The following is a 12355-nucleotide window of genomic DNA, read 5'->3' as shown; positions in this document are numbered from 1 at the left end:
TCCCCCGAAGGGGTTTATCCCGCCCGCCGTCCCGAAGGAACGCCACCTAACTGGAGCAAGCCAGGATATCAGTCGACCGAGTAGTCGCCTGGAAGAATATAGGCAACGGGGTTTACAGGACGGTCGCCGACCCAGACCTCGTAGTGGAGGTGCGAGCCGGTAGACATGCCGGTAGAACCCATATAGCCGATGATCTCGTAGCGGTGGACCAGCTGTCCAGGCTTGACGAGGAGCATCTGCATGTGACCATAACGGGTACGAATCCCGTTTCCGTGGCTTATCGCCACAAAGTTACCGAACGACGGATTGTACATGGCGTTTTCCACCACGCCGTCCGCCGTCGCAAAAATCGGGGTCCAGCGCTCGTTCGCAATATCCACACCCTGGTGCATGCGGCCGACTTCGCCGGTTACCGGGTGGACGCGCGGGCCGAACCCAGAACCGAGCCTGCCTCGCGTGGGAGCGATAGAAGGTATATAACGCCAGCGGGACTGCTGCTGCCCCACGTATTCGGAGAGCGAGGAGAACGCAGCGTTGTTCATATCGAGCTTGTTCTGGATGCGCGCTGCATTCTCGCGAAGGAGCGCCATGCGTTCAAATACCGGGGAGGTTCCGCGCACCAGGAGCGACTCGGGGCCGATAAAGCCACCGGTTCCCAGTTCACGGGCCTGAGCATCGGGCGGGGTAAGCGCGAACTTGGAATGCACGCGCTGTTCGTCCTTGAAAAATACGCCGGAAGTCCCGTCCAGGTAGTCGAGCGTACCCTCGATCTGCACCATCTGGCGGTCAAGGTACTGGCGCGACTTGATGACATGCTTCAGCACGGCATCGTGCACGAAGGTAGCGGAAAACTGGACTACGAGAAGGAGGAGGCCAACGACGACGAAGGCGCGGACCGCCCAGTGCCCGCGGAAAAGGAATTCCGGCAAGTTGAGGGTCACCGACTTCGATGAATTCTGGTAATGGATGTTGGCCTTTACGAATTTCACGGGCAAGAAGATAGAAAAACACCCCTAAAAAGAAAAGTAAAAACCTCTATTATATTGTAAAATCCGCATTTTTGCTTAAATTTCGCAAAAAACGGCACCAAAATAAGAAAAAAGTAAGAGGCCGCCACGCGGGCGGCACTGTTCACTAGACCGGGTTGTCGATATCCACGAACTTGGCGGGTATCTTGAGGTCGTTCTCGATTTTCCGGGCAAGGGCGCGCACGCCAAAAATCTCGGTGCGGTGGTGCCCCGCAGAAACCAGGTTGAACCCGAGTTCTTCCACGGCGATGGGCACGGCCTCCTTGATTTCGCCGGTAATAAACGTGTCGCAACCGAGGGACTTGGCCTCCTCGATGCCGCTTGCGCCGGAACCGCTGCAGATGGCAACCTTCCGGACCATCTCGCTGCCGTACAGGAGGCTGTGCTGAACCCCGTGCTCGAAAACTCCGCAGGCAAGGTCCACAAAGCCCTCGCGCGAAACAGGCTCGGCAAACTCCCCCACGACGCCAACGGTGCGTTCGCCCTCACGCATAAACCCATCAATCTTTTCCAGGCCGAGCGCACGGGCAATCTGCACGTTGTTGCCGATTTCCATGTGGCCGTCGAGCGGCAGGTGGTAGCCGTAAAGCGAGATGCCGTTTTGCATCAGGCGGCGCATACGCTCGCCGAACTTGCCCACGAGCACGCGGTTCTCACCCTGCCAAAAGCCATTCGGGTGGTGGACGATAATGCAATCCGCATGTTCCTCGATTGCCGCATCGATAAGCCTGTCACGGAAAGATACTCCCGTCACGACGCGGGTCACCTTGTCGGACGCCTCCACGCAGAGGCCATCCACACAGTAGTCCTTGAACGCGTGCGGTTCAAGAAGGTCGTTCAGCCAGCCGGAAAAATCAGAAATTCGCATGAGACCTCGCTATTCGTCCTTATGAGCATCCACGACACACCGGACGGAGGCCTGAGCCGCGGGAGAAAATTTCTGGCCCAAGTCAATACAGCAGCCATCACCTAAATGATACATACCGACAGCACCATCTGTCAACGTGGAACTCCAGAAATAGGCACCCGCACCCTTATCCTTGTAGACGCCCTCCTCGTTCATGTAGCCCGCGGGCTTCGCGGTAAACCGGAAAAAGTCATCGCGCGCGGAGCTGGAATTGGACCAGAGGGAATCCCTGGACCTGAGCCACGAAGCGACATAGCTGGAACCTTCCCGGAGATTTTCGAGATACTGCCGCATCGAGTTCCATTCATCGGAGGACGGCAGGTGCGTCCCAGGCGGGCAGACCGACTGAGCCGCCTCCCAGTCGTAGAGTTTCCCGTAAATTTTGCAATTCTCTGTACTGTCTCCGTAGCAAGAACTCTCGCCAACCTCGGGTTCAATATCGACATTGCGGGCAAGCCAGAATTGCGGCCCTACTGCAGTCACCCTGTATTCGGATGAATCACGTGGATCGACCAGTTTTGCTGCATTCTCATCAAAATCGCTATAAGCGGAAGAATCCAGGGAATAGACCCTCCCCGGTTCCACATCGCGCACGCAACGCAGGGAGTAACCGTTGTACTTGTCTTCGTAAAGGAGATTGACAACATCGTACTCGTAGAAGCGTACCGCATTTGCATACTCGAAATGTCTTTCGCTGGATGTCCAGAAATAGGTTTCGGACCCCTTGTCGAAATAATCCCACTTTATGTAGCCGTTAGGGTCGTCAGTATCGTCAAAGACCCTGCGCTGGATCCAGACTCCCGCAGGCATCACGGAGAATCCGTACAGGTTTGTCCCTTTGTCCCAGGAACGGATATCCTTGAAACTATTGCTAACCCCTTCGTAATCCATATATTCGCTATAGTTCGTCTTTACCTGGGTTGCATAAAGGCCGAGCAGGCGCTGCCACTCCTCACGCGAGGGAACGTGCCAGTGTTCCGGACAGATTCCCCGGAACGTCGTATGGACAAAGCAGAGAGTCCCCATGCCGCACTGGTAGCAACGGCGGTTCGACGCACAGTTGAAGCACTCCGGGTCATCGCTGTCGCAGGTGACCCCGGTGGTATCCATGACGGAGCCCCAGGTGTAAAGACGGCCGTACTTCTTGCAGTTCTTCGGGTCGTCATCGTAACAGAAACTCCCTCCCTTCGGCGGGATATAGCGGAGGTTCTCTGCCATCCATTCCTGGTCACCTATAACGACGGTTGCATAGAATTCCCCGTCGCGGTTATCGACAAACGATCCAAATTCAACCCCTTCCGGCACACTCCCCGGAAGGTTATCGCGTACAACGGAATTGTCGTCACCACAGGCTGTAACAATCAACCCCGATGAAACCAATGCGGTAAGCGCAAAAATTCGAAAAAACATGAGTTACCCCAGACCTATTCAAAAAGGTAACAAAATAGACTCCACAACAACGTCAAAAAAGGCCCTTTTGCACAAAAGGCCGATAAACCGCCCAAAAACATTCTAGAGATGACGACAAATTGAACCTACCCCGCCTGTCCGGAGTTGTCAAACCTTATGCGTTTTTGTACATTTATGCATAAAAATGAACACGTTTTTTCAGCGCTTGGGAATGCTCAAAAATGCGACATTCTTTTCGGTGCTGGAAGCACAAAGGAGCCATAATGGCACATTATCTTTTTACCTCTGAATCTGTGTCCAAGGGCCACCCCGACAAGGTCGCCGACCAGATTTCCGACTCCATCCTCGACGCCTGCCTCGCACAGGACCCGAAGAGCCGCGTGGCCTGCGAAACGCTCGTGAACACGGGCCTCGTCGTGATTTCCGGCGAAATCACCACCAAGGCGAACGTCGATTTCCAGGAAGTCGCCCGCAACACCATCAAGAATATCGGCTACGTGAACCCCGACCTGCAGTTCGACTACAAGGGCTGCGCCGTGCTCGTCGCGATGGACAAGCAGTCCCCCGACATTGCCCAGGGCGTGGATGCCAAGGCCGCCGACGGCAAGAAGGATGACAAGCAGGGCGCCGGTGACCAGGGCATGATGTTCGGTTACGCCGTGAACGAGACGCCGGAACTGATGCCGCTCCCGATCAGCCTAGCCCACAAGCTCATGGAAAAGATCCAGGAACTCCGCGAATCCGGCGCCATCAAGTGGCTCCGTCCGGATGCCAAGTCCCAGGTGACGGTGGAATACGACGAAAACGACAAGCCCGTGCGCGTGGACACTGTCGTGATTTCTACCCAGCACGACGAATTCGTGAAGGGCAAGGAACTCAAGCACGCCGTGATCGAAAAGGAAATCATCGAGAAGCTCATCAAGAAGGTCATCCCGGCCAAGCTCCTCGACAAGAATACCCGCTACCTCGTGAACCCGACCGGCAAGTTCGTCGTGGGCGGCCCGCACGGCGACTGCGGCCTCACCGGACGCAAGATTATCGTGGACACCTACGGCGGCATGGGCCGCCATGGCGGTGGCGCATTCAGCGGCAAGGACCCCTCCAAGGTGGACCGCAGCGCAGCATACGCTGCCCGCTACGTAGCCAAGAACATCGTGGCTGCAGGCCTCGCCTACCGTTGCGAAGTCCAGCTCGCCTACGCCATCGGTTACAGCAAGCCCGTGTCCGTGCTCGTGAACACCTTCGGTACCGGCAAGATTGACGACCGCAAGATTGAAGAAATCGTCGCGAAGAACTTCGACCTTTCCCCGGCCGGCATCGAGAAGATGCTCGACCTGAGGAAGCCCGGCTACGTGGCGACCGCCGCGCTCGGCCACTTCGGCCGCACGGGTGCTCGCTTCACGTGGGAAAAGACGGACAAGGCCGCAGCGTTGAAAAAAGCTGCAAAAATATAACGACCGCTCGTTCGTCGTCTCGGGTGCGAAACCTCCGGTTCCTCACTCGCTCCCACCTAAAGGTGGCCATGTACACTAAGCGCTAAAGCGCAAGTGTCCAAAGGTCGCAACCGCCCCTAGTTAATACTAGGGGCTTTGTTGCTCACAGAAGCGACCGCTCGTTTTAAACCGCGCGCGTTAAACTTCGCAAGCCCTGCGCAAGATATGAAAATGGCCCCGAGATTTCGGGGCTGTTTCTTTTGCATACTGAAACTATTCGCATCTACATTCGAGTCTATTTCACTGCGGTAAAGTAGTTCCTGCTTACGCCCGGTGCGGTAACGCGTACCAGGTACACGCCCGCGGGGAGACCTGCGGTCAGTTCACGCGTGTCGCGGAGCATCGCCTGCGAGACATTTTCCACCTTGCGGATAAACCTGCCGTCAGTCGCATAGACACTCACGCTGTATGCACCCTGCTGGAGCGACAAGCCCGAAAGCAGCGGAATCGCATCCGGCTTCGAGGTATCGCCCGAGCTCGTGTCGCCGACAGCCGTATCCTTCTTCGTGGTATCCGGCGCGGCAATCTCCTTCACGAGCGTCACGTCGAACTGGTCGATATTCGGGCCATCCTTTTCGGCAAGCGTCGCAAACTTCACGCTGTTCTCGCCCGCCGTAAGCTTGAGCGAGACTTCCTGCGTTTTCCAAGTGCTCCAGGCGCCCGTCTTCTCGAACACGCTCGTCGCCGTGTCTATTGCAGAAGAAATCACCAGGCTGCGGTCCTCGCTAGAACCGTTAGCGAAATCGATTTCGAACTTGTATTCGCCCGCCACGTCGACCTTCACGGGCACGACCACGCTTCCGCCCTTGTCAAAGTTCACGTAGGCATCGCCATGGTAGCCTGCATTCGAAGTTTCGATAAAGCTGTTGGTCGCCGTGCCCTTGTCCGCCTGGTACTGCCTGTCGGGAGTCGGGGGTGGCGGCTCCACATAGTTCGCGTCGCATTCCGTGGGGCTCTTGAGTGTCGCGCCCGCATTCGCCTTCACGGCGGCTTCCACCTCGCTTGCCGGCAGCATGAAGCCCGTATAGTCGTAGGGCGGCGTAAACGACTTTCCCGTGCCCTTCGTGTTGCCCGAGCAGTTCGTAAAGATGTTGTCGATTACCTCGTTCACGCCGGTGCCATTCGCGTTCCCGGTGTAAATCGGGTTAGCCTCGTTGATGAACACGTTACGCTCGGTACGCACCGTGCACATGTGGCCCGCCGAAACGCCCAGCACGTCTGTACCGCCCGTGACGCTTGCATCGCCAGTGAGGAGGTTGTTCACCACATGCACGTTGCCGTAACGGCAGCGCGGCTTGCGCTGGTTCGCCGCTTTCCACCAGTTGAACATGTAGGTCACGTTCAGCTTGCCTTCGCTCACGGGCTCGTTGTCGGAACTGCCGATGAGGTTCGAGAGGTTGTGCGTGCTCTTTTTCTTGTAGCCGAAGATGCACCACGTAAACGTTACGTTGTCTGCACCCTTCACCACGTCGGCGTTGCCGTCCTGGCCGTCCCAGAATTCGCAGTGGTCAATCCAGATGTTCTTGGAGCCGTCGTTTTCGATGGTGAGGTTGTCCCACGCCTGGTCGGCATTGCTGCCCGGGCCCTGGATGACGATGTTACGGACAATGATGTTCGATGCCTTGCTGATGTGGATGGGAGCCTTCAGGAGCGTACCCGGCCTGAGGCCGATAATCGTCTTGTTGGAGCCGGTGATGTTCAGGCGGTCGCCGGTCGTGCCGCTCCAGCCGCTGCCGAGGGTACCGTCAATGTAGATGACCCGCGGCGAGGAATCCTTCGCATACTTTTGCAGGTCGGCGAATGTTGTTACCGTAATGGGGGTCGCGTTACCGCCTCCCGTCACCTCGAAGGGGGTCGACGTACGGCCCGAACGGGTCGCCCAGCCAATGGGCTTGCACTGGTCCACCGCGGCAGACGCGCATACCGCGAGCCCGCACAAGACGGCAATAACTTTGGAAGGAACTTCAAACATCCCGCATACTCCTTGTACAACCAACTTTTTTATAAATCTATTCTTTTTTCACGCAAAAAGGGCGACTTCAGCAAAAATTGCTTTTACAAGTTGTCCATAGACAACGGCAAAAACGGCGCAAGATGCCGCAAAACTAGCGCTGTACTACCGTCAGGCCCTTGTCGCGCAGGAGCTTGAGCACGTTATCGCCCTTCCCCGCCATGTGAGCGGCCCCCACTACGACAAACACTTTACGGTCCTGCGCAAGGAAGGCCGCAACGGAATCCGCCATCGTCCTGTTGCGGGCAATGTAGACGAGATCCTCGATTTGCGCTTCCAGCAGGGAATCCGTAGCGCTACCTTCAGGTTCCATGTACATGGCTTCCCGGAAAAGCGAATCATCGCCCTTTACCCAGGCACCCATCATCAGCGTGATGGAGGAATCCATCACCTGCAGTTGGCTTAACGTGCTCTTGAGGTAGTAAATGCCGAGCGAATCCGGGAGGCCCTCACCCACAAGCACGGCAATCTGGTCTGCAGCCGACTCGAGAGAAACAACCTTCTTCTTGGATTCCTGCGCACTACGCAAGAAGTAGAAATCTATCCCGAGATTCGGGTCGAAACCGAGCCGCATTATGGCAATGGAACTGAGCGTCATTGCCGCAGACCAAGGTTTGAAGCCATCGAGGACTTCCGGGGCAAGATACCACGAAGCGCAGACGCTATCGAGTTGCTTCTTGACATCCTTGGGCAAGACCTGCGCCAAGGACTGCCCCGCGGGCAGTTTGCCCCGCAGTTCCGACTGACGGGCAATTTCCATAAACACAGCAGTATCGGTCATATCGAGTTCCACCGCAAGCTCATCGGAGCGGTCGAAAGCATTCGTAATCGCCGAATCCAGCGGGTAGAACGTGGAGTCTGCAAAATGGACGCTCCCCAGCAGGTAAACGCTGGAATTGGAATCCGAAACCTGCCAGAGCATGTGCCTTGCGCGCTGGTATCTCGTCAAAAGTTCTTCTTCGGAAACTGCATCCTCAAAAACGGCATTTTCATTCGTTCCTTCTGCAGAAGCATCCTTTTTAGAAACCGCCTTCTCAGATGAAGCACAGCCCGCAAGCAAAGCCAGCAAGGGCAAGCAAACCAGCGTAATCCTAGACAAAATAGCCCCCCCTTTAAAGAACATACAAGGCAAGGAACACCGTAAACGCCGCAAAGAAGAGCACCACGGGAACCAGGAACCAGAAGCAGTAAAAACCTATCTTCAAGTCATAGAACCACATTTTCCACCACCCACGGCGAGTCTTGCTTATTTCGGCGCGACACTCGGGGCAGATGTTGCCCACCTTGTTGCGCACGCGAATAGCCATGTTGCTCTGCAAGGGGGACATTCCCACCTTGTCGTTGAATTCCTTATTGCATTTAGAACAAATTGCCTGCATGCCTGTGAATATAGTAATTAGTTGGCAGAGGGCAGATGGCAGGTTATTTCCGCTTGGCGGCGATAAGCACGGTGGACCCGAGAATCAGGAGAATGCCCGCGATGAGCCTGCCCGTAAGGACTTCCCCAAAGACAAGCACGCCTATCGTTACCGCAGTCACGGGTTCAAGCGCCCCGAGAATCGCCGTAGGCGTAGACCCGATAATCTTGACCGCTTTCACCATGAATATGAGCGAAAGCACCGTCGGCACGAGCCCGAGCATGAATCCCCACCCCCACGAACTTGCCTGCGTAAACACCGGCGGGAGGCCCGAACCGAGCGTTACCGAATAAAGCAATAAAAACACAAGGCAGAAACAGATGGCGTAGAACGTCATTTTCACGGAGCCCATCTGCAGTTTGATGCGGTTCGCCATCACCATGTATATCGCGTAAGAAATCGAAGAGGCGAAAGCAAGCATAAGACCCACTGTACTGAGCGGCACGCCATCACCACCGCGATAGAGGAGAGCCACGCCAGCCATAGAGACCGCAATCGAAACGATGGTCCAGGTCTTGATTTTCTCCTTGAAGAACACTGCCATGAGCACTGAGACTTCTAGCGGATAAAGGAACAATAGCGTTGAAGCAAGCCCCGCGTCCATGTACTTGAACGAAGCATAATATGTAAGCGAACTCACCGCAAAGAGGAATCCGAACGCGACAAGCGCTCCGAATTCGCGGAATGAAATTTTAAAGTGCGAGCCCTTCGCAAGAATCACCACAAAAAGGAGAAGTGCTGCCGTGAAGAAACGGTAAAAGAGAACCGTCTCCGGCGAGTAATTTTGAGCGTACAAATGCAATGCGCCCAGCGGGTTCGTGCCATAGCAAATGGCAGAAAGGGCGGCGAAGGCAAAGCCTTTCATTACAAAGTTGTTTTTTTTCATACAAAATACTAGAAAGAACCCTATTGTAAACAAAATTTTCTAATTTTGCCGTCAAAATTAAAAAAAAAGGAGATGTTCGGTGAATATCAAGCACCTATCTACTGCAGCTTTATGTGCTGCTTTTGCTATTTGTACAACATCCTGTAGCAACGAAGACCCAGCATCCAACGACATCTATAGTATTGTCAGCAAGCTGGATCCGGATAATTGCAACGACAAAACCGAAGGAAACTTGAACTTCGTGAAGTCCGAAGCCACGATGTACGCGTGTTCTGAAGGCGAATGGGTCGCCATGAACGACCACGAAGCAATTCAGTACCGTTGCACATCAAAGGAACTGGATGACAAGTCTGGCTTTGCGATTATATGCGATGGGGATACCATCGGCACAATCAAGAACGGGATAAACGGCACCGACGGCAAGGACGGAAGCAACGGCACCAACGGTCATGATGGCGAAAGCGTCGATACTGAGGCAATCAACAAGTCCATTCAAGAAGCAATAAGCGAAGCTTCCGCAAAGAGCCAGAAGGATGTGGATGCGGCAATCCAGAACTTGAGCAGCGCCTCTAGCAAACTCGACGAAGATATCGACAGCAAGTTCAACGATGCTTACAGCAGCTTGAGTGCTGAACTTGAAGACAAAAAATGCGAAATCGTCAATACGGAACGCAACGACGAAACGGCTATCATCACCGTGACAATCCGTTGCGGCGAAGCCGAAACCACGATGGAAATCCCGTTCACGCCCGTGAACGAGAATCTCGGCAAGGTGTACAAGAAGCATGTTGTCGTGCGTTTCCCGGTGCAGGCCAATAAGGAAACAAAAACCAATGACATCTACGAAGAAATCTGGAAGAACCTCAAGGGTGGCGACAATGCAGAACTTACCGTGACGGACCTTGACGAAAAGTTCGCCCCGAGCGGCAAGGTGTTTATGCAGGACCTGTTCGCCGCTGTCAATAAATCCTTTGTGACAATCGAAGAAACTAACGAAAAGGCGGTGGAATACAAGGTTGCACGCCTCGAAGGGGATCTCGACATCACGAACCTTACGACCCCGGTTGTGAAGCTCCGCGTCAAGCTGAACTTGAGTAACAACGCTTTCGGCGCCTTTGGCGGATTTGGCTCGAACGCAACGGATGTCATTTACAACGCCTATGCAGACTTGTCCGATGCGTCCGATATGGTTGTCATCGACTTCTTGACCGACTACAAGGCTGCCCGCGTAAAGAAGTTGGTTGACGATGGTAACGGTTTTGGTGTTGCAAACGAGCAGGCAAACAAGGACCTTGCCCACGCCCTTTATTTGGAAAACAGCGAAGAATATCCGTCTTTCGAACATTATGCCCCCGATCAGATTGGCCTGGCCGAAAACTTCAACAGCATCGTGTGGGTAATGGCCCTCATTGACCAAAAGGACAAGACTCCGGGCTTTAACCCGGTCTATAACGCTTTCCGCAATGTCTTTGCCGAAAACGGCAACTTTAACACCGCCGTCAATACGACTTACGCAGGCAAGGAACACAGCATGTTCTTTGTAGACTACCTCGCTTTGCTTATTGACGCAAACTTCTTCAAGTGGAACCAAATGCAGCATGGCGACTCTACTGCAGAAACGAATGTCTGGAGTGGTACGGATGCCGTCTATTACAAGATTTTGCAGAATGGATTTGTGGAAGCCTATAAGCTTAAAGTCGAAGACGCAAAGGATTTCAATGATCCGTCTGGCTATAGCAGCAAGGTATATAAGTCTGATGTCAAAGGGGGATATTTCCATTACTTTGAATATATCGAAAACGAACAAGTTTGGTATCCTGTAACACTTTGGGCTGTAGGTGTTGCAACGGTGGAAAAAGATTGCGATGAAAACGCAGTTAATTCGACCTTCTTCTATAGCTTTGAAGGTCTTGATGAAAATGCCGTTTGTGTATGCAACGATAAAAACTGTGGCTGGCAATATACGGACAATGTATGCTTGGGCCGTAGTGAAGGCGATAAGGGATCGGCGTTCTTTGACGGGGAAATTAAAGAGTATGAGTGCGTCAAAGAGGAATGTAATCTGTCCGCTTCTTCTTGCGATAATCTTGGACTAGTGCCTAGTGCTCCGAGCTCTTCGGGTTCTTCCGGTGAATATTCTGAACAGGACGGCATAACCCCGGAAGAACAGGCCAACAATCCGGAATCCAAGCTTTACCTCGGTGAATGCAGCGCTACTGTAAACGAAGGCAAAGAAAAGCTGCTCGACACCAAGAATGCGGAACTTGCCACGGCAACGAGCAAAACAACCTTTGTATGCGATGGCTCCAAATGGAGAAAGAAAGATGATTATGACGAGGAATATGGAATATGTACAAAAACCGTGATGGAAAAGGGCGAAGTCAAGGCAGTTTCTGGTTCCGAATTTTATAAGTGCGATTACCTTGATAACGAGAACAAATACAAATGGATCGCTACTGATTGGCGTGACTCGTATTTAGATAAAGCTTGCCATTATGGCAATGTCAATGAAAAAGTGGTTACTGAATCCGGTTATGAATATGTTTGTGAAGAAAATTCTGAATATACAGACAACTGGGGCAACCATATCCATGAATGGCGTGAACTTACCTTTGAGGATATCTATGGCAAGTGCGATGAAGATAAGATGAAGAATCAAACCGAAGTAGCTGTTTACGAAGGGAAAAAATACAAGTGTAACTACATTTCTGGAGGCTATTCCGGCGGATACTCTTGGGTTAAAGCAAGTGTTTTGGATGAAGACGCTACGCTTGGAATTTGCACGAGAAATCGAAAAAAAGATGCCGCTATAGTCGGTGACGCATACTATGAATGTCTTAATAATGGTAACGCAGAAGGAATCCCCGCAAGTTCTTCCTCCACAGATTGGCTAGAAATTGAAGAAAATGAGTACCTTAACGTCAAGTTTGGTTATTGCGATACCGATAGAGGTGATACTAAAAACATTGCAGACATTAAGAGCGAAACCCTCAAGGATGGTGAAAGCCACAGTTTCAAGTGCTCTATAGCTAAAGAAGTCGTAAATGACTATGGTAAGTGGGTTGACGCCTCCACAGACATTGCTCTCAACCAGATTTGCAACAGAGGGCCTATATGACATTTGGGTACCTAAATTTCTCGTAACCCTTTGATTTATAAGGCGTTGTAGCAAATTTTTCTTTTATGGGAAAAATTTGCTTTT

Annotated in this window: 9 protein-coding genes; 2 read left to right on the top strand and 7 right to left on the bottom strand. The window is 53.0% G+C overall.

Annotated features, from left to right (window positions below; all coding sequences use genetic code 11):
* Positions 1-68 precede the first annotated feature (68 nt).
* The 3 genes from BUA44_RS10905 to BUA44_RS10895 all read right to left on the bottom strand — a co-directional run bounded on the left by BUA44_RS10905 (position 69) and on the right by BUA44_RS10895 (position 3345).
* A complete protein-coding gene (locus BUA44_RS10905) occupies positions 69-989 on the bottom strand; it encodes a M23 family metallopeptidase (RefSeq protein ID WP_072812183.1) in 921 nt (306 codons plus the stop codon).
* A 145-nt stretch (positions 990-1134) separates the two neighbouring features.
* The gene (locus BUA44_RS10900) at positions 1135-1896 is read right to left on the bottom strand and encodes a Nif3-like dinuclear metal center hexameric protein (protein WP_072811911.1); all 762 of its coding nucleotides are present in this window, start codon (positions 1894-1896) and stop codon (positions 1135-1137) included.
* Positions 1897-1905: 9 nt separating this feature from the next.
* Positions 1906-3345, bottom strand: a complete 1440-nt coding sequence (locus BUA44_RS10895; RefSeq protein WP_083579597.1) for an FISUMP domain-containing protein — start codon at positions 3343-3345, stop codon at positions 1906-1908.
* Positions 3346-3608: 263 nt separating this feature from the next.
* Between BUA44_RS10895 and metK the strand changes: the two genes are divergently transcribed.
* Entirely contained in the window at positions 3609-4799 is a 1191-nt protein-coding gene (gene metK, locus BUA44_RS10890) for a methionine adenosyltransferase (RefSeq protein ID WP_072811907.1), read from the top strand.
* 274 nt (positions 4800-5073) lie between these two features.
* Here metK and BUA44_RS10885 read toward each other — a convergent pair whose 3' ends face one another.
* From BUA44_RS10885 to BUA44_RS10870, 4 genes are all read right to left on the bottom strand, one after another.
* Positions 5074-6810, bottom strand: a complete 1737-nt coding sequence (locus BUA44_RS10885) for a pectate lyase family protein (RefSeq protein ID WP_072811905.1) — start codon at positions 6808-6810, stop codon at positions 5074-5076.
* Positions 6811-6943: 133 nt separating this feature from the next.
* A complete protein-coding gene (locus tag BUA44_RS10880) occupies positions 6944-7948 on the bottom strand; it encodes a TraB/GumN family protein (protein WP_178348788.1) in 1005 nt (334 codons plus the stop codon).
* 13 nt (positions 7949-7961) lie between these two features.
* Positions 7962-8228: a hypothetical protein gene (locus BUA44_RS10875; RefSeq protein ID WP_072811900.1), complete on the bottom strand. Its 267-nt coding sequence runs from the start codon at positions 8226-8228 to the stop codon at positions 7962-7964.
* Between the two features lie 43 nt (positions 8229-8271).
* The gene (locus BUA44_RS10870) at positions 8272-9153 is read right to left on the bottom strand and encodes an EamA family transporter (RefSeq protein ID WP_072811898.1); all 882 of its coding nucleotides are present in this window, start codon (positions 9151-9153) and stop codon (positions 8272-8274) included.
* A 79-nt stretch (positions 9154-9232) separates the two neighbouring features.
* On the opposite strand from BUA44_RS10870, the gene BUA44_RS10865 reads away from it, so the two are divergent.
* On the top strand, positions 9233-12271 hold the full coding sequence (locus BUA44_RS10865; protein WP_255370537.1) for a hypothetical protein: 3039 nt from the start codon (positions 9233-9235) through the stop codon (positions 12269-12271).
* Positions 12272-12355 lie beyond the last annotated feature (84 nt).

Source organism: Fibrobacter sp. UWR3 (assembly GCF_900143055.1).
In the GTDB taxonomy this organism is placed as follows: Bacteria; Fibrobacterota; Fibrobacteria; order Fibrobacterales; family Fibrobacteraceae; genus Fibrobacter.
Note: the sequence above shows the minus strand (reverse complement) of the source record. Positions and strands in the feature narration are given on the sequence as shown.

Coding starts and splice junctions, on each gene's coding strand:
- BUA44_RS10875 (WP_072811900.1), bottom strand. CDS start 8,228: ATGCAGGCAATTTGTTCTAAATGCAATAAGGAATTCAACGACAAGGTG.
- metK (WP_072811907.1), top strand. CDS start 3,609: ATGGCACATTATCTTTTTACCTCTGAATCTGTGTCCAAGGGCCACCCC.
- BUA44_RS10895 (WP_083579597.1), bottom strand. CDS start 3,345: ATGTTTTTTCGAATTTTTGCGCTTACCGCATTGGTTTCATCGGGGTTG.
- BUA44_RS10885 (WP_072811905.1), bottom strand. CDS start 6,810: ATGTTTGAAGTTCCTTCCAAAGTTATTGCCGTCTTGTGCGGGCTCGCG.
- BUA44_RS10900 (WP_072811911.1), bottom strand. CDS start 1,896: ATGCGAATTTCTGATTTTTCCGGCTGGCTGAACGACCTTCTTGAACCG.
- BUA44_RS10870 (WP_072811898.1), bottom strand. CDS start 9,153: ATGAAAAAAAACAACTTTGTAATGAAAGGCTTTGCCTTCGCCGCCCTT.